This is a genomic window from Actinomadura macra NBRC 14102, from assembly GCF_001552215.1.
Taxonomy (GTDB): domain Bacteria; phylum Actinomycetota; class Actinomycetes; order Streptosporangiales; family Streptosporangiaceae; genus Spirillospora; species Spirillospora macra.
The window spans coordinates 195,745-216,864 of record NZ_BCQT01000010.1; the positions used below are offsets into that span (position 1 = coordinate 195,745).

The following is a 21,120-nucleotide window of genomic DNA, read 5'->3' on the forward strand; positions in this document are numbered from 1 at the left end:
GACCCCGAGCGACCCTCGAAGCAGCCTTCAGCCACCCGACCGGAAGTCGCCCAGCATCTGTTCCAACGCGGATTCGGGCAGGTCACGGGGGGTTAGGCGGGCCACGGTCGCCGCGTTGACGTCGGCACCGGCGAGCCGGGCCGCCTGCCGCGCGACCGTCTGCTCGAACAGCGCCCGCACGGTCCGGGCGTAGGCGAACGCGGGTTCGTCGCGCATGCGCTCGAACCGGTTCAGCAGCTCGACGCGCAGCTCCTCGTCCAGCATGTAGAGGTCGCGTTCGGCGTAGTTCTGGAAGAGCTGCACCATGTCGCGGTCGCCCATCCCGGTGAACTCCAGGACCCTGCCGAACTCGCCGCGGAAGCCGGGGTTGCCCGCGAGGAAACCCTCCATCTCGGCCACCGGGCTGGAGCAGACCACCAGGAACCGGGCGCCGCGGTCGTGCATCGCCCGCCGCAGCTCGCTCACCACCGCCGGGCTCCGGTCGAGCCGGTACGCCTCCTGGATCAGCAGCACGCCGCCGAGCGCCTGCTCGATCATGCTGGCCACCCGGTTCTCGGTGTCGACCGGGTCGCGTCCCGCCAGGTGCACCGGACGGCACGCCACGACGTGCCCCGACTCCAGCAGCCCGAGCGCCGCGTAGATGCCGCCGACGAGCCCGGCCACGGTCGTCTTGCCCGTCCCCGGCGGCCCGGTGAAGATCAGATGGCGGCCGTCGTCGGCGGACATCCCGTACCGAGCGCGGTCGGCCGCGACCCCCGCCTCGTCGGCCAGTTCGTGAACGGCCGCCTTCACCTCCTCCAGCCCCATGAGCTGGTCGAGACGCCGCAGGTAGCCGCCGATGTCGCCGGGCGGTCGCAACGCCGGCTCGATACCCTCGGCGACGCCCGCCAGATCGTCGGGGGTCAGCACGAGCCGGTCCCGGGACGCCCCGGCGCGCTCCAGGTGCCGCTGGCACGCCTGGTCGAGGTAGGCCTCGACCAGGCGGGCGTTGACGAGGTCGCCGGGCCCGCGCAGCCGCTCCAGGTCCTCGCGGACGACCTCCAGCGCGGACGCGCCGATCGTGACGCGCCGCTCCTCTGCGAGCAGGTGCAGCAGCGTCATCCGGTTGTCGAGGTCGCTGAGGTCGGGCATCCGGTGGACGCGGAAGGCCTGCACCAGCTTCGGGTGGTCCTGGAGCAGGCGCTTGTAGGCGCGCGGCTCGCATGTGGCGATCACCGGGGTCGTGTTGACCGGGTCGCGGCGGGCACGGCGGACGGCGCCCGCGGCGGCCACCGGGTCGAGCGCCGAGGTGATCGCCACGTCCAGCCGCTCGAACAGGATCGCCGGGCCCTCCTGCGCGAGCACCTGCGCCAGCCGCTCGGCGGGCGCGTCCCGGACGTCCTCGGCGTCGTGCGCGCGGATCGCCCCGTCACCGACGCCCGCGTCGGCCAGCGTCAGAGCGATCATCCGGGCCAGCCGCCGCTGGCCCGAGTGCGGGTTGCCGACCAGCAGCACGCCGGGCACGCCGGCGCGGATCGAGCTGGGCGCCCCGTCCACGCGCGTCTGCTCGGCGCCCCCGCCCGCCGGTGCGTTCCACGCCTCGACCTGCGCGCGCAGGTCGTCCAGCAGTCGGGTCGCGTCGTACTCGCCGGAGACGTAGCTGATGCCGAACCGCTCCAGCGTCCGGCGCTGGCTGCGGTCCTCCGGCGGCGGGATCTCGTGGACGGGCCGCTCCGGCGACGGCGTGTCGTCCAGGAAGTCGAAGTCGCCGACCATCGTCTCGGACATGACGCGCGTCCCGGGGCCCGGCGATGCGCCCCGGCCGCCGCCACTCGCGGCACCTGCACCACCACTCGCACCACCGGCCGGGTCGTCGCCGCCGATGTCGTCCGGGCTCAGGACACGCGTGCCGGGCGGACCCGCTTGCGCCGGTTGCTGCATCGGCGCGCCGCCGTGCGGCGACCTCACCGGGTCCTCCATGCGGGTGGCGTTCGGATCGAATGCCTGGGGCTGAGGCTGGGGTGCTTGAGCCTGTGACGGCTGTGCCTGAGGTGGTTGCCCTTGGGGTGGAGGTCCGCTCGGCGTGGACGCCGCGACGGCAGGGCTTGGCGGAACGTTCGCCCCAGGGGGAAGCCCCTGGGCAGGGGGACCTGCGCCTGGACGTTGGTAACCGAGTTGGGTGTAGGGAGGCGCGAAGTTCTCGTCCTGCTGGTTCTCCTCCCCCGACGGGGCGAAGTCACTGCGCTGTGGTTCCGGCGCGGCATACGCGGGCTGCGGTGGTTGCGGAGGCTCGTACGAGGGTTGCGGGGGCTCGTAGGACGGCTGGGGCGCCTCGTACGCAGGCTTCGGTGGTTCGTATGCAGGCTTCGGTGGTTCCGGCGCTACGTACGGCGGTTGCGGGGACTCGGGGGCGCGGTATTGCGGTTGCCCAGGGTTCGGGGCGCCGTACTGGGGTTGCCCTGGCGCACCGGGCATACCGAACGCCGCTTGCTGCTGGCCAGGCTGCGGCATTCCAGGGAGACCGGCGCGTTGGAAACCCAGCTCGGTGTAGGGCGGCGCTGCACTCCCCTCGTCCTTCTCCTCCTCCGCATGGGCGGGAGAGCCCATCAGCGGGTCCGGCGGTGCGAACGCGGCCTGCTGTCCGACGCTCGGCATCTGGCCCGCCGGGCCTGGCGCGTTCTCCCATCCGGGCTGTGCGGGCGGTTGGACGAAGGGCCGGTCAGGCTGGGCGGGTAGGCCGGGAGTCTGCGGGGACGCCCCGGGCGCCAGCCCAGGCTGGCTCTGCATGCTGAACGGGGACGGCTGCGGGGGTGCTGGATTGGAAGGCGGCGTCTGGGTCGGGACGGCGGCGGTGGCGCGCGCGCGGTTCCGTCCAATGATCCCGGCGATGATGGCCGTCGGGACGGGGAAGCCGCGGGGGCGCGCGGGCATCCCACCCAGGCGGCACCAGGCCAGATCCACCTCGTACATGGCAGCGAGCAGTGTCTCGGCACCTGGCCCGGACCCTGCCGCGGAGCGTAGGGGCTCAGGTAGGCGCATGTCGTCCGGCCAAAGCCGACGCAACGGATGGCCCTTTTGCTCCGACACCGCCTGCACCGTGTAGCGGATCTCAGGGTCCAGCCAAGGGACGATGGAACCGGCCATGTCTTTGCGGACGACACCCAGGTCGGCGGCGAGCAGGGCGGCGGCCACTAGGCGCGGTTCTACAAACGCGGGGTCGGCAGGGTCACCGGACAGGTCGGCAATGGCCTCGCTGAGCGTGTAGAACGCGTGCCGGAAGTTGTCGCCGGGTGAGCTCTCGTTCCGCAGCGCGGGCACCAGGTTGGGCGGGCAGCGGGTGAGCCACTGCTGGACGAGCGCCTGGTCCCCGTACGGGAGAGCGCCGTAGTCGACGGTCGGGTTGCTGAGCGTGGTGCCGAGGATGGCGAGCAGCGCGTCCGCCCGGATCTGGAACCGGGGGTCTTCGCGAAGCGCGCTGGCGACGGCCCACATCGTGCGAAGGACGACGACGGCCGCGTCGACGCGGCTCGCGCGCAGGCGTTCGGAGTAGAGGCCGACGAGGGTCTCCAGCGCGGGCGGGGTGAGCCAGCGCGGGCCGTCCACGTCCGGGAGCGGCTTGGCGCGGTACGGCTTCCAGAGGTCGAGCATCTGCGCGTCCAGCCGCGCGTCGAACGCGGGCGCGGACGCGCACCACAGCATCACGCCCCAGGCCACCGCCACGGTGGACGGCGTTTCCTGCGTGAACTGCGACCACCAGTGCGGGTACTCCGGCGCGGCCAGCGCGGCGGCGGACTCGACCGTCGCGCGGACACGCGAGGTCAGTTCGGTCGCGAAGCCGTGTCCGACGAACGGGAGCCCGGCGGGCGGGTCGAAGGAGAAGTCCGGCCCAGCGGGGACCACGTGCGGCGGCAGGGTGGGGACCTGCGCGGCTCCCTGCGCGGGGCGGGCGGCCATCCGGACGGCGGGCGAGCGGGGCGGCGGGCACAGGTACCACTGCCCGTCGGACGGGTGCAGCCGGTACCAGCGGGCCCACGCGCCGAACAGCCACCACGTCCCGTCGGGCAGGACGAGCATGCGTCCGCCGATGGCGTGCTGGCGCTGCTGTGGAGGCGCCGACGGCCACCATGCGGCGGCCACCATCGCCCTCGTGTCCCGCTCCGCCTCCGCGAACGGATCCTGGCCCATCCGGGGGCTGGGCGGCTGAGCACTGCCATAGCCCGGTCCCCACACCACGCAGGTCATGGTAGTCAGCCGAGTGACCCCCAGGCTCCCCCCGGCACCGCTGAAGATTCGTTCCCGCAGGTCAGAAGGCCATCATTCGCTGCGCCCTGCTGGTGCCGGCGGGTCCGTTCTAGTCCCAGGCTGCCTCGCGGTGCCGCCGGGCCTTCTCCATGTAGATGGGCGGGGTGTTCTCCAGGACGAGCCGGTCGTCGTCGGTCAACTCCCGGACGATCTTCCCCGGCGTCCCGGCGACGAGCACCCCCGAGGGGATCTTCTTTCCCGGCGGGACCAGCGCGCCGGCCGCGATCAGGGTCCCGGCGCCGATGCGCGCGCCGTTCAGCACGATCGCCCCGATCCCGATGAGCGAACCCGTCTCCACGTAGGCGCCGTGCACCATCGCCTTGTGGCCGAGGCTGACGCGGTCTTCCAGGACGGCGGGCAGGCCCGGGTCGCAGTGCAGGCAGCACAGGTCTTGGATGTTGCACTCGTCCCCGACGACGACGTCCTCGTCCTCGCCGCGCAGCACCGAGCCGTACCAGACGCTGGACGCGCGGCCCAGCGTCACCCGCCCGACGACGACCGCGCCGGGCGCGACCCACGCGTCCGGGTGGATTTTCGGCCGATCCTCATCCAACGAACCCACGTAGCTCATGGCGCCGATGCTAAGCGCGTACACCGCGCAAGCCGCGGGCGGGGCAGTGCCTCGCGGCGGTCAGGCCGCGACCAGTCCGGATCCAGTCCGCATCTGGTCTGCGCGACACGGGTCCAAGTTAGCGCGAATTCTCCTGAAATTAGATAGTTTGTCGGCCCTACCCAGGTGAAGAAACGGCAGCGAGAAGAGTGTTCCGGTTGCGCGAAAGGGGTGGACCGGACAAGAGTCGATCCTGACGTTTCTAATGTGGGCCCGCTCACAGGCGGGTGAGAGTCGCAGCCGACCCTGACGGGGTGATGACCCCCGCCAACGACCCCCCAAGGCACCATGAGCAACGAAGCCGAAATCCTGCCGAACCTCCTCCAAGAAGAGTCCTTCGAGATCGTCATGCGCGGCTACAACCGCCGCCAGGTCGACGATTACATCGCCCGTGCTCAGCAGAAGCACCGCGAACTCGAGGCCCGGCTCGCCCGCGCCCAAGACGACGCCGAACGAATCCGCCGCGAGATGGCCGAAGTCCGGGAGGCGCGCAAGCCGACCGGTGACGACCTGAGCGACCGGCTCCGTCAGATCATCAACCTCGCCGAGGACGAGGCCAGCGACAAGGTCGCCGAGGCCGAGTCCGCGGGTGCCGAGATCCGCGCCGACGCCGAGCAGGAGTCCAAGCGCATCATCGACGACGCCCGCGCGCACGCCGAGAAGAACCTCGGCCAGGCGCAGGACAAGGCCGAGCACGTGCTCGCGTCCGCCAAGAAGGAGTCCGAGAGCGTCCTGTCGGCAGCCAAGCAGGAGGCCGAGCAGACGGTGACCAGCGCCCGGCTGGAGGCCGAGCGCACCCTCACCGCGTCCGAACGTCGCGCGAGCGTGATCAACGAGGGTGCGACGCAGCGGCTGACCTCGCTCACCAAGAACCACACCCAGGCTCTGCAGCGCCTCACCGAGATCAGCGAGACCCTGCACCGCCTGCTGTCCGCCGAGAACGAGGCGGGCCCGCTGGAGAAGATGGTCGAGGACGCCGTCCGGTCGACCTCTCCGCGCAAGCAGCCGCCCCCCGCGCAGCCCGCCCCGGCCGCCACCCCGGCCACCCCCGCGAGCAGCGCCACCGCCGCCACCCCGGCCAAGCCCGCCCCGGCGGCCAAGCCGTCCCCGGCGGTCACCAAGCCCCCCACGGCGACCCCGCTGCCGCCGAGCACCCCGTCCATCAAGAAGCCCGAGCCGGAGCCGACCGTCGTCGACACCCCGTCCACGCACGTCCCGCAGCAGGCCAGGGCGCCGCGTCCGCTGGAGGACACCGACAGCCCCATCCCGCCGCAGCCGCCGCGCGGCCCGGCGGAGCCGAGCTGACCGATCGCACGCGGCGGCGCCGCCCGGCTCTCTCGCCGGGCGGCGCCGCCGCCGTTTTATAGGATCTTGGGGTGAGCAAGAAGACTGCCGCGAGCCCCGACCGCCGCGGACGGCGCCGCGGGACCGGCCGGCCGATCCGGCTCCTCGGCGATCCCGTCCTGCGCACCGGATGCGACCCCGTCCGGACGTTCGACGCGTCGCTGGAACGCCTGATCGACGACATGTTCATCACCATGTACGACGAGGACGGTGCGGGCGTCGCCGCCAACCAGGTCGGCGTCCCGCTCCGCGCGTTCGTCTACGACTGCAAGGACGATCACGGCCGCCGGCACGTCGGCCACGTGGTCAACCCGGTGCTGGTGACCGCCGACGGCGCGTCGCTCGTCGAGCCGGAGGGCTGCCTGTCCCTGCCCGGCCTGCGTTTCGACACCGCCCGGTACGCCCACGCGGTCGTCGAGGGCGTGGACGTCAAGGGCAAGCCCGTCCGCGTCGAGGGCACCGGGTACTTCGCCCGCTGCCTCCAGCACGAGTGCGGCCACCTGGACGGGAAGGTCTACATCGACGTCCTGTCCGGCGAGACCCGCCGCGAGGCGATGCGCGCCATCCGGTCGCTGGGCCGCTGACCGGCCTCCCGCCGACTCTCGGCGGACATTCAGGGGACGTTCAGGTTCGGATGAGACCCTCTGCAAGGATTGTGGAGGGGGACCACGATGTCATTGGGTGAACGGACCGCCGGCGGCAGGACCGCCGAGGCGATGCTGCTCGTCGTGGAGGACGAGCCGAACATCCTGGAGCTGCTCTCCGGAAGCCTGCGTTTCACCGGCTTCGAGGTGGTCACCGCGACGAACGGCGCCGACGCCGTGCAGGCCGCGCGGCGGCACCGGCCGGACCTGATCGTCCTGGACGTGATGCTGCCCGACATCGACGGGTTCGACGTCGCGCGGCGGCTGCGCTCGGGCGGCGACCACACGCCGGTGCTGTTCCTCACCGCGCGGGACTCGGTGCAGGACCGGATCAAGGGCCTGACGATCGGCGGCGACGACTACGTCACCAAGCCGTTCAGCCTGGAGGAGGTCATCGCCCGCATCCGCGCCGTCCTGCGCCGGTTCCGGGGCGGCGTCGCCGAGCCGCCAGCCCGGATGGTGTTCGCCGACATCGAGCTGGACGAGGACAGCCACGAGGTGTGGCGGCACGGCAAGGCCGTCCAGCTGTCGCCGACCGAGTTCAAGCTGTTGCGCTACTTCATGGCCAACGCGGGACGTGTCCTGTCGAAGGCCCAGATCCTCGACCATGTGTGGAACTACGACTTCCGGGGCGACGCGGGGATCGTCGAGTCGTACGTGTCCGCGCTGCGGCGCAAGGTCGACAACGTCGAGCCGCGGCTCATCCACACGCTGCGCGGCGTGGGGTATGTGCTGCGCGAGCCCCCCGCCCCGGGCTGATGGCCACGCGGTTCCCGGCGTCCGGCACGCGGTCCGGGCCGTCCACCCGCCCGGATTTCCCCCAGGTGACCTCCGGGGGACGCGGGGCGCCGACGTGGCGGCTCGGCTCCTTCTGGGGGCGGACGCCGCTGCGCGTGAAGCTGATCGCCGGGATGCTCGTCCTGGTCACCCTCGGGCTGACGATCATGAGTGCGGCGAGCACCTCGGTGCTGCGCGACTACCTGGTGGGCCGGGCCGACGACCAGCTCCAGGGCTGGGTCCAGCGCACGGTCACGCAGGTCGTGCCGCAGTTGCAGACCGGACAGCCGCAGATCGACGTGCGCATCCCCAGCGAGATGACCGTGCAGATCCGCGACAGCCGCGGCGCGCCGGTCGACCAGGACTCGCCCTGGGGCGAGGAGGGGTATCCGAGGCTCCCGAAGAAGCTGGACGACCACCTCGGCAAGCCGTTCACGGTGACGGGCAGCGGGTCCGGTTCGCCCTGGCGCGTCCTGGCCCAGCCGCTGCCCAACGGCGGCGTGATCATCCTCGGGCTCAGCATGGACGAGATCGAGCGCACCGTGGGACGGCTCGTGGCGATCGACGTGATCGTCGGGCTGCTGGTGCTCGCGGTCCTGGTCGTCCTCGGCGTGCTGGTGGTGCGGGCCGCGCTGCGGCCGCTCGCCGCCGTCGAGGAGACCGCCGGCGCCATCGCCGCCGGCGACCTGTCCAGACGTGTGCCGGAGGCGGATCCGGCGACCGAGATGGGGCGGCTCGGCCAGTCGCTGAACGCGATGCTCGCCCAGATCGAGTCGGCGTTCGGCGCTCGGGCTCAGTCCGAGGCCGCGGCGCGCCGCTCGGAGGAGACCGCGCGCCACTCCGAGGAGCGGATGCGCCGGTTCGTCGCGGACGCGGGCCACGAGCTGCGCACGCCGCTCACCGCGATCCGCGGCTTCGCCGAGCTGTACCGCCAGGGCGCGGCCCGCGATCCGGGCGAGATCGCCCGGCTCATCGGCCGGATCGAGGAGACCGCCGCCCGGATGGGCCTGCTCGTCGAGGATCTCCTGCTGCTCGCCCGGCTCGACCGGGAACGTCCGATCGAGCGCCGCCCGGTGGATCTGCTCGCCGTCGCCGCCGACTCCGTCCAAGAGGCCAGAGTCCTCTCACCTGAGAGGGCGATCGACCTCACCGTCGAAGGCGGTCTGGCCTACCAGGTGCGGGGGGACGAGCCACGGCTGCGGCAGGTGCTCGGCAACCTGCTGTCCAACGCGAGGGCGCACACCCCGGAGGGCACGCCGGTGCAGGTCAAGCTGTCCCCGGGCACGCTTCGCGACGCCCCGGCGGCGGTCGTCGAGGTCGTGGACGAGGGGCCCGGCCTCGCCCCCGAGCAGGCGGAGCGCGTCTTCGAGCGCTTCTACCGCGCCGACCCGTCCCGCTCCCGCGAGGACGGCGGCACCGGCCTCGGCCTCGCCATCGTCGCCGCCCTGGTCGCCGCCCACAACGGCCTGGTGGAGGCCGACTCCACGCCGGGCGAGGGCGCCGTCTTCCGCGTCGTCCTGCCCCTCGACACCGACTGACCGGGATCCCGAAGCGATCATTCAGCCTCCGTTCAGGAAAGTGCGCTTGGGTGGACGGCACAGGGCGCGGCCCGACCCCGACGGGGGCCGGGGGTACGCGCCCTGGCCAGCTTCTCGGCGCCGTGGTCGAGGAGGCGCACGCCGCACGCCTCCTCGACCACGGCCTTTTTCATGCCTCAACGGCATTCAGCACACTTTCAGGTTCGCTCCAGGCGGGATGCAGGCCCGGGACGCAGGCTCAGGGGTGACACAACGAGGGGGTAGGACATGACCGCCCAGCAGCCGTGGGAGCAGACCCGTCCGGACTTCGCGCCGCACGGGCAAGCCTGGTCCGGGCCACCGGTGCCGCCGGTACCGCCCGCACCCGAAACTGGAGCTCAACCCGGTCCGCTGTGGTCGGCGCGCCGGAAGGTCGTCGCCCTGGGAGCCGCCCTGGCGCTCGCCGTGGGCGCCGGCAGCACGGGCGCCGCCGTCGCGGTGGCCCTCGCGGGTGACCGCACCGTCTACTCAAGCCCCACCGCCGTCTCCGGCGCCTCCGCCAAGGCGGGCACGGTCGCCCAGGTCGCGGCGGCCGTCCAGCCCAGCGTCGTCTCGATCTCGGCGCAGACTCAGCAGGGCACCTCCGGCGGCTCCGGCGTCGTCCTGCGCTCAGACGGCGTGATCATGACGAACGCGCACGTCGTCTCCGGCTCCCAGCAGGTGACGGTGAAGTTCAGCGACGGTAAGACCGCTCCCGCCCGCGTGCTCGGCGCCGACACCCGCAACGACATCGCCGTGATCAAGGCCGAGGGCGTCTCCGGCCTCAAGGCCGCGACCCTCGGCAACAGCTCCGCCCTCGCCGTGGGCGACCAGGTCCTCGCCGTCGGCAGCCCCCTCGGGCTGGACGGCTCGGTGACCTCGGGCATCGTCAGCGCGCTCGGCCGGCAGATCAAGGAGGGCGACTCCGGCGGCCAGGAGAACCTCCCGCCCGGCCTGCGCGGGCAGCTCTCCCAGCAACAGCAGACCGTGATCGAGAACGCCATCCAGACCGACGCCGCCATCAACCCCGGCAACTCCGGCGGCGCGCTGGTGAACGCCGCGGGCCAGGTCATCGGCGTCAACACCGCCATCGCGACGTCCGGAAGCTCGGGCAACATCGGCGTCGGCTTCGCGATCCCGAGCAACAACGCCAAGAAGGTCGCCGACCAGATCATCGCCGGCGCCCAGGTCTGACCGGGACGCCGTCCGTCCAAGCTCTGGGGGGAGCGGGCGGGCGGGCGGCGCCCGGTTCCAGGGGGCCTTCCCGGGCCGGGGAAGCCCCCGCGAGCGGCCGCGTGTCTCCTTCGGGGGCCACGCGGCCGCTCTCGCGTCACCCGAGCGCCGGACGCCGCGTGGCCTTGGCGAGCATCCGCCGGGACGTGAACAGGTAGTACTCCCGCGGCAGCGTCCGCACCCGCACCGGCAGCCGCGGATACACGACCGCGAGGGACGCCATCAGCAGCCGGAACCGCCGCTCCCGCCCCGCGTCCCACCTCCACCCGTACTGCTCGCGGATCGGCGCGGGCATCAAACCCGCCGTGATCAGCCGGATCGCCATCAGCCCCGGTACCGCCGCCGGCCCGCCCGGCAGCCGCGGATACAGCACCTGCTCGGCAATGGTCCGCGACGCGTCCGTGATCTCCAGACCGTGGATCATTCCGGCGTAATAGTCGCGGAACTCCGGATATGTCGCAGGCATCCGATCATCCGGACAGCCGAGGATCGTCGCGTAGATCTTCGCCTGCTGGTAGAACTCCTCCAGCTCCCGCTCCGTGAACGTCCGCCGAAAGAGCAATTGATAGAACTGCACACTGACCGCGAACAGTGTGGACGCGACCCACACCAGCAACTCCGGATCGTTCGCCTCGTATCCGGGCCCGGTCACCCTCTCGTGGCCCTTGCGCACGAGGGCGCTGAGTGCCTCCGCCTCATCCCTCGTTCCGAACTGCACCGCGTAGAGCCAGCCCATGGTGTTGCGCAGGCGCCGCAGCGGGTCGTCCGCGCCGTGGCTGTGGTCGTAGACGCCCTGGGCGATTTTCGGGTGCGCGGTCTGGAGCAAGGACGCGGCCCCGCCCGCCGCGATGAGCGCGCCCTCCCGCGTGATGACACGGATCAGGTCACCGTCCTGGAACAAGCCATCGGTCATGGCGGGCAGTGTAAGTAACCACTTGCTTGTTGCGCCACCCACTAAAATCCAGACGACACGCTCTCCCGCCGACCGGAATAATCAAGGACATGTCCGACCAGATCCCTATCCGCGGCTCGGTCTCCGTCCCGGAGTCCGAGCTGAGCTGGCGTTTCTCACGCTCCTCGGGTCCGGGCGGACAGCACGTCAACACCAGCGCGACCGCGGCCGAACTCTCCTTCGACGTCGCCGCGTCGTCCCTCCCGGAGCCCTACAAGACACGCGCCCTGGAACGCCTTGCCGGACGCCTCGTCCGCGGCGTCCTCACTATCCGCGCGGAAGAATTCCGCTCCCAGCTCCGGAACCGAGACGCCGCCCGCGCGCGCTTGGCCGCACTTCTCGCCGAGGCCATCGCCCCTCCCCCGAAGAAGCGCATTCCCAAGAAGATCCCACGTGGCATCAACGAACGCCGCCTGGAGAACAAGAAGCGCCGCTCCGACGTCAAGCGCTCCCGCTCCCGCCGCCGCTGGGACTGACCCCCATCTCCGGGAACATCCGACGCTTCAACAGCCGATCCACTTTCTCGGCCGCCACCACGACGTCCCCACAGGGATGCAGATACCCGTAACGCCCCCGCTGGGTTTCGTAAAAGGCCCACGTCCCTCCCCCAGAGGGCCCCGCGCTCACCACAATCCCCACGTCCTCGACGCCACGGGCATAGACCCAGAGCAGAGGAACCGTGAACCCCGCTATCCGATAGAGCCGCACGAACCGCCACCCCCTCGGCTCGAGTTCGGCGACGAGCCCGTCCAGATACCGGGCCGCGACCGCGCGTCCCCTGCGCATCCGCCACCGCAGAAAGCAGCGCCTCACGCCCGGCCACTCGTCTTCATGGCCGCGCAAACCCACTTGCCCACCGGCCGGGTGTGATCCACCCAGTACCGCTCGGCGAGCCCTTCCACAATGGAAAGCCCCCACCCACCATTCGCGTCGAAGTTCTCTTCCCGCAGATCCAGCGTCTCAAGGGAGAGTTCGACGTCCTGCGCCACCGGCTGCGCGGCACACCCGTCCCAAACAGCAAGGACGACCTCCCCCACCCCGAGCTCGACATGAACCTTGATCACGTCCTGCCGCCCGGACGCCTCGATCGCATTCGCCGCCAGCTCCCCCATGACGAGCACCGCGTCCGGCACCAGGAATGGCAGCCCCCATTCCCACAGAACCCCGGAAACCAGTTCCCGCGCGAACCCCGCGACCACCGGAGAGGCCAGCATTCGCCAGGAAACACCCGATTTTTGCTCTATGACACTCACGCCCACCACTCCCCTTTCCGAACTCCGTGAACTAAGCCACAGAATCCCCGGACGCGGCCGCGATGTCGTGCGTACGCTTATTACTCGGGAAGCTCCGGGACGAAGGGGAACGCGATGGGCGCGAAACGATCACCGGACGAACTCCCACAGCCCAAGAACAGCATGTGGGACTTCATCGCCTACTACTTGCGGTTCCAGCGCAACCAGCGGGGCCTGTCCGGCGAGGCCCTGGGCCGCATCATCCAAGCCGGGAAGTCAACGGTGTCCCGAATCGAGACCGGTGAGGAACGCCTGGACAGCACCCAAGCCGCCCTCCTCGACAAGGCATGGGGCACGGGAGGTCTTTTCTCCATACTTGTCTGGTACGCCTCCATCGGCCACGACCCACAGTGGTTCGCGCAACATGTAGAAATCGAGCAGCAGTCGGAGATACTGAGGATCTACGAAGCGAACGTCATCCCCGGACTGTTCCAGACGCCTGAGTACGCGGAGGCGCTCCTGCGATCAGGGATTGCGGTCAACCCTGATCAAGTCCTCGCAGATCGTCTCGACAGACAGAACCTGCTCCTCCGAGACCCTCCCCCGCACATCACGGCGCTCCTCTCTCAGAACGCCCTCGACTGGCCCGTGGGCTCCCCCGCGATCATGCGTGGGCAATTGGTCCATCTCCAAGAGATGGCCCAAAAGCTCAACGTCATACTGAGAGCCCTACCCAGGTCTTGGGGCACAGGGGCACACGCTGGCCTCGGAGGGTCCTTCAAGCTCATGAACGGCGACGACTTCGGCGAGGTCGCTTACACCGATTCACCCGGGACAGGACGCTTGGTGTCATCTCCGGCCGACGTGAGATCGTATGGCGTACGGTACGAGCGGATCAGCGCGAAGGCCCTGGACGAAGGCGCATCCTTCGAGCTGATACAGAAGATCATGGAGGAGTTTCAATGATCCTTCCAACATGGCGCAAATCCAGCCGTAGCGGACCCGAGCAGAGTGACTGCGTCGAAGTCGCCAACCTAACCTCCGGCGTGGGCATCCGCGACAGCAAGAACCCCGACCTCGGCCACCTCACGCTTCCCACTCAGGTATTCGCCGACCTCCTCGCCCGTGTGAAGCACGACGAACTCAGCTTCTGATACCTCCTCACATAACGGAGCCCTGGCCACGCTGGGGCTCCGATATGTTCGTCCACTGCCATGCCTCGCACGTCCACATCCGGACGCTTCGGACGACGCGTTCATGGTCAAGCCCCACACAAGGCGCCCAGACAGAACCAGGACGCGACCAGCAGCCACTTTCGGAGCAACCAGATGTCCACTTGGCGCAAATCGAGTCACAGCGGCCCTGAACAAGGGGACTGCGTTGAGGTAGCCGGCCTTCCCGATCGGACGACCGGCATCCGGGACAGCAAGGACCCCGACCACGGCCACCTCGCCCTCACCCGCCGAGCCTTCTCCACCCTCGTCACCCAAGCCAAACGCGGAGACCTCGGCCTCCTCCACCGAGCGAAGCGCGACGAACTCAACCTCTAACTCCCTGCGCACACCGAGCCCTGGCCCCCTCGGGGCTCCCACCGCGTCCACACCACCCTGCATAGGTGGGATGGCCCAGGACGAGACGAGGCTGAGCCTATGTTGAGTATGGGATAGGGCTGTACACTCTGACCGTGGGCCGGTGGACGCAGGTAGGGAATCGAAGGCCGTCGCTCCTGGGCCTGATAGCGCTTTTCCTGCCAGCAGCTTGTCGTTCCGAGTGGTTACGGGAGGCACGGGGCATCCTGGCCGAGGCTCGGAGGGACAAGAGGGCCCGGTATCGGCGCAGTTATGTATTGAGTGCGCCCCAAACGATCTGGGTTGCCTGGTCAATCGAGCTCAGCCGACGAGTGGCGCGCGAGCGGCGCCAGCGCGCAAACTTCTTTGCTCGCTGGGCTGACAGACGGTTTACCCTGCTTCCTATCGATGAGCGGCCGATTCTCAAGGAGATACAGCAATTCGTCGAACAGCATGCACCCGGAGTTGGCCTACGCTTCAGCTTCAGTTCATCAAGGCTCTGCATTTCCTATTCATTTGGGCGACGGATCGCGGTATTCCTTCCGATGACCCGCCTCTGGCGAACGGATCGAGAGGCAGCGCGGTGTGTGCTTCTCCATGAACTCGCTCACACCCGGTCCGGAGACCGATTTTTCGCTCAGCTTGTTCCACTGTCCTCGCCACTGACCCTTACCCGCATGTTACTTGCTTTCTACTTGATAATCATGCCAGGGATGGTTCTCACATCCACTCTAAGCCCGGCCGACCTGGTTTCCTTCCAGTTGCGGGGCCTACCGATGGTCCTGCTGCTGCCGATCATACGGACCGTCACGACGTGGTTCCTCGAACTCCGTGCCGATCGTCTTGCCCTGAGCGAGACAAACAATGACGCCTTTCAGCGAACGATGGTCTCATTTTGGAGAGGCGGGTCCGGGAGTCAGCTGCGGAACACCGTCATAGCCTTGAGAACGAGTAGTCCCCCACTCGAAGTTCGCCTTTGGTTTGCCCGTCGAACTTCAAGACGATCACCTGGGCAATCATGGAAGCGTATCGGCTAACTGCGGGCGAAAGTGATGATCGCCAAAGCCACGGTGATCGACACGAAGAAGGTGCCGAATCCCGCGCCGACCGCTGTTGGCATGGCAGAGCCCGCGATGCGGGACGCGATACCTGCGACGAGAGAGAAGATCATGCCCGTCTGGAGGGCTGCCGTGATCAGAAGGGCCTTGATGATCGCGTTCTGGCTCATACGTCCTGCCGATCTCCGAGCGGACCTATGTAGAGTTTAGCCTAGCAATGTAGAGTATAGATGAGGGGCCGGGTAGAGTACAGACATGGGTCCGCGCATGACCACGACGACAGTGCGGGTGCTCCAGGCACTCCTTCACGACCCTGGACAAGAGCTGTACGGCTTTGAGCTGGCCGAACTCACGGATCTCGCCCCTGGCACCATCTATCCGATCCTGGCCCGCTTCCAACACCTCGGCTGGGTGGCCAGCCGCTGGGAGGACATCGATCCCCGCGACGAGAAGCGGCCTGCGCGGCGCTACTACCGGATGACCCCTGACGGCATGGAACAAGCCCGCACCGCCATCGAGTCCGCTCAGCGCACCAAGCGCTCGCCCCGCAACCTCGGAACCCTCCCTGAAAGCACCTGACAGGCTCCCCGCACCCTCACCTTGAGGATCGCCAAACCGTGCAGGCGACCATCCTCAGGAGCCTGACCACGGCCTACCTTCGTCCGCGACGGGCAGCACCGCCGACCCTTGGCGCTGCGCAGCGGGGCGGGTCCCCTGTCATCGCCATTGGCGGGTGTTATTGCGGGCTTCCTTGCGGCGGAGCGCATCCTCCAGGTCAACACCGCTGCGGTTGACCACGGCCAACAGCATCAGCAGCACGTCGGCGGCTTCGTCGCCGACGTCGGCGCTTCTTCGCCGCCGCACGTCCTGTGGCTGTCCGGTCAAGGCCCCCACCGCGCCGGCGAGTTCCCCGACCTCCTCGCACAGCTTTAGGCATTGCGACTCGGTCGAACGCCCATCGAACCCGCGTTCGACTTCTAGCTTTGCCACGTAGGTCTGTAGATCGCGCAGGGACGTGTTCTGGGCCAAGGGGTCCATACCAGCTTGTCACCCCATGATGTAGGTGGGACGAATGGGGTGCTGAGGCTAGCAGCCGATCACCGGCGGCGGCCGCAGTTCATGTGGCCTGGTCTTGGTCGCGGTCAGTCCAGGACAACCATGGTCCTTTCCAGGTATTTATCCAGGTGAGCCCCCTTGTAGGGGTAGCAGGCCCACACCTGTTGCACGGTCTGGGCGTGCAGATCCGCGAAGGGATCGATGCAGTCGGGTTTCTGCCAGACCGGGGAGGCCACCGTGCGTCCGTCGGGCTCTATCAGGATCGCGTGGCCGGCGCCGATCTTTATCCAGTCGGCGATGGTGATACGTGGCCGCCATCCGCACGCCTGTCGCTCGGTCTTCAGAAACCTCTCCAGCTCGTTGAGTTCCTCACCGGTGGTGAAATCCTCGAACAGATTCCGGGAGTAGCCCTTAGGAATCGTGGTGAGGATTTTGACCTTCTTGGCGTCGAAGATGTCACCGGTCTGGCAGATGTAGTGGATCTTCCTCTTGTTGGAGCCCATGTAGACGCAGATCACCGAAAGTGGGATCCCCTCCTCGGCCACGCGCCGCAGACCGCGGATCACCATGTCGTAGTTCCCGCGAATGCGGTCGTGCGGACCGCGCGGGCCGTCAACGGTAATGTCGATGTAGTCGACCAGCTCCCGCAGCCGCGCGGCACCGTCTCGGGTGATCATAGAGGCGTTGGTGGACAGCACGACCTGTTCGAATCGGGGCTGGCAGTACTCCAGGACATCCCAGAAGTGCGTGTAGCGCATAGGTTCGCCGCCCGACAGGATGATCCGCCGCATCCCCGCGAGCTTGTCGAGCATAGCCAGGACCTCGGGGTAGGTACGCGTGGTGATGCCGGGCGGCTCCGAGCAGTAGGCGCAGGAGAAGTTACAGTCGCGAGTGAGCTGGAATGTTACCGACAGCGGCCGGTCCATCTGTTGGACCAGCCCGGCGGTCTCCTCGCCGCCAGGGGCAGTGAAGCTTTGCTTGTCGGCGTCGAACACCAACGACGGCAGCGCGCCCGCAGGTGGCCTGTAGGAGCTGCCCCGGCAACTGGCTGACCGGGGCAGTTCCCGAGTCTTGGGGATACCACCCGCCGGGTGCGCGTGGACCGGGGCGGCAGACGGCTGTGTCATAGCGGGCCCTTCCATGTCGGCAGTGCATTGCGGTGCTAGGTCACCAGCACCTCGCGCAGGCGTGGGCACGAGCTGAGTGCCTGGTCAGTGATGGAGTCGGCTGGGCCGGTCAGCGGCACGCCGTACTCGTGCGCCAGCAAGACAATGGCAACGCCGGCCTTGTGGCGGCCGATACCGGGAAAGCCGGTAAGCCGGGCCAGCAGCACGGCCGCGCGCGGCTCTCCGGCCCACACGTTGCGGGCCCGGCCGCCGTAGTCGTCGACGAGTTGCCCACAGATCCCTGTGACGTGGCGGGCCATCGAGGTGGCGAACGGGTGGACGGCGGGCGGCTGCCGCATCACCTGGGCCAACCAGACCGGATCGGCGACCGCCAGCACGGCGGCGTCCAGCCCGCTAAGCCCGGGCGATCTGGTGAGCCGCTCGGCGAGCCGCATCGGCCCCTTCCAGGCAGTCTCGGCGCGGATTTGCTGGTTGAACAGCACCCCCAGCAGAAACGCCAGGTCCCCGGCGGGCGCATCGAGATCGGGCAAGTCGGGGCTCACTGGGCACCCTTGCGGCAGTGCTCGCATAGCCAGTCGAGCAGGCGATAGTGATCGGTCATCGTGGAATTATCGACGACCGCGCTCGTCACACCCCGACTTTGCATCACTCCGGCGTAGTAGAGATAGGCGGCCGTCTCCGCCGCAGGGTCCTGTCGCTGCAGACGCGTCGCCCGCGCCCTTCCCACGCGACGGCGGTCCAACTCGGCGGCGCCCACGCGCAGCACCACGTTCACGCAGGGCAGCGGAAAGCCGCGGTTCAGCTGCTCGATGACGCTCTCACCGACACCGTCAGCAGTGTGGAACACATATGAAGACAGCAGGTAGCGGTCGCAGATCACCGCGCGGCCCCGTGCCAACGCCGGCGCGATCACGTCGGCGACGTGCCGCCGCCGATCTTCAGCAATCGCCGACGCCAACCCCACGCCCTGTACTCGCTGTTCCAGGGACAGATCGAATGTCGGAGTCGGCTCCTTGGTCAGCACCGGCGCCGCGGCGGCCCCTTCCAGCCGGTCGGCCAACGCAGTGATCAGCGTTGTCTTACCCGCCGCCTTCGGACCCTCCAACGCGATGAACCGGCCACCGAACACCCTGCACCTCCGCTTACACGAAAGGCGATTCCCACAGAATCCAGATTCTCTCGGTAGGTAACGGCTCCGGTCCCCTAACCTGCCAGCCAGTTCGAGGACCCCAAACGCTCCTCAAGGGTCTCTTGCGCGCGATACCGGACCGCGATGAACACCCGGCCACAACACCCTGCGGTTCACCCACCAACTGCGAGCGCGTCGCCGGGCAGTTCATCCAACACGTCCCGATCATGATCGAGGACATCAGCTCCGGTGCGGCCATGGCGCGGACCATTCCGGCGCTTCGTGCCATCGGCTACCCCGTGGACGTGGAATTCTGGTCCACCGGTGAAACCTGCTGTCCCGAAAACCCCTGCATCTGATCTACAAGGAAGGCTGTCGATGACGCACGCTGCATGGGCCGACCTGCCTGAGCGGGTGAGGGATGCCGTCCAAGCACGCACCGGCGAGGTGACCGTGGTGACACGGCCGCCAGCGGGCAACCACGCCCACTTCGCTGGGAAGCTCACGACACTGACCGGCCCCGTCTTCGTCAAGGGCGCCCGCAAGGAACCCGACCGGGACGGTTCGGAGGTCGCGGCACTGCGCAACGAGGCCCGGATCAACCCGCACGTGCAGCCATTCGCCCCTCGCCTCCTCTGGACCATCGACCGGGATGGCTGCTCCTGGGCCTTGAGTATGTTCGAGCTCGCCATGCCGACTACACGCCTGGTTCCCCAGACCTTGCTCTGCTGGCCAAGACCATAGAGTCGCTCCAGGCGATGCCCGCCCCCGATGCGGTGGTGCTCCAAGTGGAGTGGCGTTGGCAACCAGTCCTGGATGACGTGTCCGCCATGGCCGGCGGCACATTGCTTCACGCGGACCTCAATCCCGACAACCTGCTGATCACTGCTGGTGGACGCGTCTACGTCGTGGACTGGGCGTTCACCTCGCGCGGGGCCGCCTGGGTGGAACTGGGCCTTCTCATCCCGTGGCTGCTCAAAGCCGGGCACAGCCCCGGCCAGGTGGCGCAGTGGCTGGGCCGGTTCCCCTCCTGGGCGCAAACCGCCCCAGCCTCCATCGACCGACTTGCTTGGGCATTTGCCGAAACCTGGCGGCGGCGCAGCGCCGCCGATCCTGCTACCACCTGGAAGTCCGAACTGGCTGCCTTGGGGCAGCAGTGGGCCGACCACCGCCAAGCCGGGCCCGTCTCGTAAAGATCGGGAATCCGGTGCACACGACCTCCTCTAGCTGTACTGACCACGGAGGTTGGGAACGCCGCGGCACGGTCGGATGATCTTGCAATGAGGGAGGGCCTCCGGGTTCGGTGTGGATTGCGACATCTCCACCGGACGCCAGGAGGCCCTCATGCCCCACCGTAACGCCCCACTGACCGAGACCGGACGCCTGCGCCTGGCCCGCTGCGTGGTCCAGGACGGCTGGCCACTGCGGCGGGCCGCCGAACGATTCCAGGTCTCGGTCAGCACAGCCCAGCGGTGGGCGACCCGCTACCGCGAGTTGGGCCAAGCCGGGATGGCCGACCGCTCTTCACGCCCCCACCACAGCCCCCGCCGCACCCCCACCCGCACCGAGCGGCGCATCATCAAAGTACGGGTCCTGCGCCGGTGGGGACCGGCCCGCATCGCCTACCTCCTGGGCCTGCCACCCTCCACCGTCCACCGCGTACTGACCCGCTACGGCCTGCCCCGCCTGCGGCACCTGGACCGCGCCACCGGCCACACCATCCGCCGCTACGAACACCACGCACCCGGCGACCTGGTCCACGTCGACATCAAGAAACTCGGCAACATCCCCGACGGCGGCGGACACCGCGTGCACGGCCGCGCCACCGGCACCCGCAACTCCTCGGCCCACCGCGACCCCGCCCGCCCCCGCACCGTGCACGGCCGCCCCAACCTGGGCTACAGCTACCTACACAACGCCGTCGACGACCACTCCCGCCTGGCCTACACCGAAATCCTGCCCGACGAGACCAAAGAGTCGGCCACCGCGTTCTGGCAGCGGGCACAGACGTTCTTCGCCAACGCCGGCATCACGGTACAGCGCGTGCTGACCGACAACGGCTCGTGCTACCGCTCACACCTGTGGCGCGACACCCTCACCACGGCCGGGATCACCCACAAACGCACCCGCGCCTACCGGCCACAAACCAACGGCAAGGTCGAACGCTACAACCGCACCCTGCTCGACGAATGGGCCTACTACCAGCCCTACACCAGCGAGACCGAACGCCGCACAGCACTCCCGCACTGGCTCCACACCTACAATCACCACCGCGGTCACACCGCACTCGGCGGCCTCCCACCCGCCAGCCGCGTTCCCAACCTCACGGGACAGAACATCTAGCCCACCGTCCACACTCACGTTCGTCACCGCCCGTCCCTGGCGGCTCCTAGGTCGAGCAGTCAACGCGTCCGGCTCGGGGCCTTCCGTGCCAGATGAGCCATGCGGGTTAGGCGACGACGTACCCAAGCGCTCCCCTCTATCGCACCCGGGCACCGCCTTCCAGGGTTCGCTGCCCGTTGGGGTTGGTGGTGGCCCGAGAGGTCAGTAGCC

At 68.9% G+C, this 21,120-nt stretch carries 25 protein-coding genes; 15 read left to right on the plus strand and 10 right to left on the minus strand.

All coding sequences use genetic code 11. From position 1 onward, the window contains the following. Positions 1 to 27: 27 nt before the first annotated feature. Together AMA02S_RS41860 and AMA02S_RS17640 are read right to left on the minus strand one after the other, a co-directional pair. Positions 28 to 4,212, minus strand: coding sequence for an AAA family ATPase (locus AMA02S_RS41860; protein ID WP_157430654.1), 4,185 nt, complete (start codon positions 4,210 to 4,212; stop codon positions 28 to 30). Between the two features lie 118 nt (positions 4,213 to 4,330). Beyond that, on the minus strand, positions 4,331 to 4,852 hold the full coding sequence (locus AMA02S_RS17640; protein WP_067460819.1) for a gamma carbonic anhydrase family protein: 522 nt from the start codon (positions 4,850 to 4,852) through the stop codon (positions 4,331 to 4,333). A gap of 327 nt (positions 4,853 to 5,179) precedes the next feature. Between AMA02S_RS17640 and AMA02S_RS17645 the strand changes: the two genes are divergently transcribed. The 5 genes from AMA02S_RS17645 (at position 5,180) to AMA02S_RS17665 (ending at position 10,406) form a co-directional block, all read left to right on the plus strand. Then, positions 5,180 to 6,196 carry a DivIVA domain-containing protein gene (locus AMA02S_RS17645; protein WP_067459648.1) on the plus strand — a complete coding sequence of 339 codons (1,017 nt, stop codon included), beginning with the start codon at positions 5,180 to 5,182 and terminating at the stop codon, positions 6,194 to 6,196. Between the two features lie 71 nt (positions 6,197 to 6,267). Further along, positions 6,268 to 6,819 (plus strand): peptide deformylase, encoded by a 552-nt coding sequence (gene def, locus AMA02S_RS17650; RefSeq protein WP_067459651.1) that lies wholly within the window; start codon positions 6,268 to 6,270, stop codon positions 6,817 to 6,819. An 87-nt stretch (positions 6,820 to 6,906) separates the two neighbouring features. Next, positions 6,907 to 7,638 carry a response regulator transcription factor gene (locus AMA02S_RS17655; protein ID WP_067459654.1) on the plus strand — a complete coding sequence of 244 codons (732 nt, stop codon included), beginning with the start codon at positions 6,907 to 6,909 and terminating at the stop codon, positions 7,636 to 7,638. Next, positions 7,638 to 9,194: a sensor histidine kinase gene (locus AMA02S_RS17660; protein WP_084265263.1), complete on the plus strand. Its 1,557-nt coding sequence runs from the start codon at positions 7,638 to 7,640 to the stop codon at positions 9,192 to 9,194. Before AMA02S_RS17655 ends, AMA02S_RS17660 begins: the two co-directional genes overlap by 1 nt. A 267-nt stretch (positions 9,195 to 9,461) precedes the next feature. Next, the gene (locus AMA02S_RS17665) at positions 9,462 to 10,406 is read left to right on the plus strand and encodes a S1C family serine protease (protein WP_067459657.1); all 945 of its coding nucleotides are present in this window, start codon (positions 9,462 to 9,464) and stop codon (positions 10,404 to 10,406) included. Positions 10,407 to 10,542: 136 nt separating this feature from the next. Here the strand turns inward: AMA02S_RS17665 and AMA02S_RS17670 are convergent, their stop codons facing one another. Then, on the minus strand, positions 10,543 to 11,358 hold the full coding sequence (locus tag AMA02S_RS17670; protein ID WP_067459660.1) for an oxygenase MpaB family protein: 816 nt from the start codon (positions 11,356 to 11,358) through the stop codon (positions 10,543 to 10,545). 89 nt (positions 11,359 to 11,447) lie between these two features. On the opposite strand from AMA02S_RS17670, the gene arfB reads away from it, so the two are divergent. After that, complete coding sequence (gene arfB / locus AMA02S_RS17675) at positions 11,448 to 11,873, plus strand: alternative ribosome rescue aminoacyl-tRNA hydrolase ArfB (protein WP_067459663.1); 426 nt, start codon at positions 11,448 to 11,450, stop codon at positions 11,871 to 11,873. Here arfB and AMA02S_RS17680 read toward each other — a convergent pair. Both AMA02S_RS17680 and AMA02S_RS17685 read right to left on the minus strand, forming a co-directional pair. Next, positions 11,839 to 12,183, minus strand: a complete 345-nt coding sequence (locus AMA02S_RS17680; protein WP_157430655.1) for a hypothetical protein — start codon at positions 12,181 to 12,183, stop codon at positions 11,839 to 11,841. The genes arfB and AMA02S_RS17680 overlap by 35 nt on opposite strands. 23 nt (positions 12,184 to 12,206) lie before the next feature. Then, positions 12,207 to 12,650 (minus strand): ATP-binding protein, encoded by a 444-nt coding sequence (locus tag AMA02S_RS17685; RefSeq protein WP_157430656.1) that lies wholly within the window; start codon positions 12,648 to 12,650, stop codon positions 12,207 to 12,209. 114 nt (positions 12,651 to 12,764) lie between these two features. Here AMA02S_RS17685 and AMA02S_RS17690 point away from each other — a divergent pair, with 114 nt between their 5' ends. The 4 genes from AMA02S_RS17690 to AMA02S_RS45025 all read left to right on the plus strand — a co-directional run bounded on the left by AMA02S_RS17690 (position 12,765) and on the right by AMA02S_RS45025 (position 15,234). After that, complete coding sequence (locus AMA02S_RS17690; RefSeq protein WP_157430657.1) at positions 12,765 to 13,595, plus strand: helix-turn-helix domain-containing protein; 831 nt, start codon at positions 12,765 to 12,767, stop codon at positions 13,593 to 13,595. Further along, on the plus strand, positions 13,592 to 13,783 hold the full coding sequence (locus AMA02S_RS17695) for a DUF397 domain-containing protein (RefSeq protein WP_067459675.1): 192 nt from the start codon (positions 13,592 to 13,594) through the stop codon (positions 13,781 to 13,783). The genes AMA02S_RS17690 and AMA02S_RS17695 overlap by 4 nt, the downstream gene beginning before the upstream one ends. Before the next feature lie 174 nt (positions 13,784 to 13,957). After that, positions 13,958 to 14,179 (plus strand): DUF397 domain-containing protein, encoded by a 222-nt coding sequence (locus AMA02S_RS17700; RefSeq protein ID WP_067459678.1) that lies wholly within the window; start codon positions 13,958 to 13,960, stop codon positions 14,177 to 14,179. Positions 14,180 to 14,529: 350 nt separating this feature from the next. Then, a complete protein-coding gene (locus tag AMA02S_RS45025; RefSeq protein ID WP_157430658.1) occupies positions 14,530 to 15,234 on the plus strand; it encodes a M48 family metalloprotease in 705 nt (234 codons plus the stop codon). Here AMA02S_RS45025 and AMA02S_RS17705 read toward each other — a convergent pair. After that, positions 15,231 to 15,425, minus strand: coding sequence for a hypothetical protein (locus tag AMA02S_RS17705; RefSeq protein ID WP_067459681.1), 195 nt, complete (start codon positions 15,423 to 15,425; stop codon positions 15,231 to 15,233). The genes AMA02S_RS45025 and AMA02S_RS17705 overlap by 4 nt on opposite strands. 97 nt (positions 15,426 to 15,522) lie before the next feature. On the opposite strand from AMA02S_RS17705, the gene AMA02S_RS17710 reads away from it, so the two are divergent. Further along, positions 15,523 to 15,834 carry a PadR family transcriptional regulator gene (locus AMA02S_RS17710; protein ID WP_067459684.1) on the plus strand — a complete coding sequence of 104 codons (312 nt, stop codon included), beginning with the start codon at positions 15,523 to 15,525 and terminating at the stop codon, positions 15,832 to 15,834. Between the two features lie 138 nt (positions 15,835 to 15,972). On the opposite strand, the gene AMA02S_RS17715 is transcribed toward AMA02S_RS17710, so the two are convergent. The 4 genes from AMA02S_RS17715 to AMA02S_RS17730 form a co-directional block, all read right to left on the minus strand. Beyond that, a complete protein-coding gene (locus AMA02S_RS17715) occupies positions 15,973 to 16,284 on the minus strand; it encodes a MazG nucleotide pyrophosphohydrolase domain-containing protein (protein ID WP_169806840.1) in 312 nt (103 codons plus the stop codon). A 113-nt stretch (positions 16,285 to 16,397) separates the two neighbouring features. Next, a complete protein-coding gene (locus AMA02S_RS17720) occupies positions 16,398 to 17,306 on the minus strand; it encodes a radical SAM protein (RefSeq protein ID WP_067459691.1) in 909 nt (302 codons plus the stop codon). 167 nt (positions 17,307 to 17,473) lie between these two features. Then, positions 17,474 to 17,980 carry an HhH-GDP family DNA glycosylase gene (locus AMA02S_RS17725; RefSeq protein WP_157430659.1) on the minus strand — a complete coding sequence of 169 codons (507 nt, stop codon included), beginning with the start codon at positions 17,978 to 17,980 and terminating at the stop codon, positions 17,474 to 17,476. Next, complete coding sequence (locus AMA02S_RS17730) at positions 17,977 to 18,567, minus strand: dTMP kinase (RefSeq protein ID WP_067459697.1); 591 nt, start codon at positions 18,565 to 18,567, stop codon at positions 17,977 to 17,979. Before AMA02S_RS17730 ends, AMA02S_RS17725 begins: the two co-directional genes overlap by 4 nt. Positions 18,568 to 18,794: 227 nt before the next feature. Between AMA02S_RS17730 and AMA02S_RS44720 the strand changes: the two genes are divergently transcribed. The 4 genes from AMA02S_RS44720 (at position 18,795) to AMA02S_RS17750 (ending at position 20,910) form a co-directional block, all read left to right on the plus strand. After that, on the plus strand, positions 18,795 to 18,926 hold the full coding sequence (locus AMA02S_RS44720; RefSeq protein ID WP_281181895.1) for a hypothetical protein: 132 nt from the start codon (positions 18,795 to 18,797) through the stop codon (positions 18,924 to 18,926). A 19-nt stretch (positions 18,927 to 18,945) separates the two neighbouring features. Then, positions 18,946 to 19,311, plus strand: a complete 366-nt coding sequence (locus tag AMA02S_RS44225) for a hypothetical protein (RefSeq protein ID WP_067459703.1) — start codon at positions 18,946 to 18,948, stop codon at positions 19,309 to 19,311. 14 nt (positions 19,312 to 19,325) lie between these two features. Continuing rightward, positions 19,326 to 19,760 (plus strand): phosphotransferase family protein, encoded by a 435-nt coding sequence (locus AMA02S_RS40385; RefSeq protein ID WP_245667625.1) that lies wholly within the window; start codon positions 19,326 to 19,328, stop codon positions 19,758 to 19,760. 151 nt (positions 19,761 to 19,911) lie between these two features. Then, entirely contained in the window at positions 19,912 to 20,910 is a 999-nt protein-coding gene (locus tag AMA02S_RS17750; RefSeq protein WP_067460821.1) for an IS481 family transposase, read from the plus strand. Positions 20,911 to 21,120: the final 210 nt, after the last annotated feature.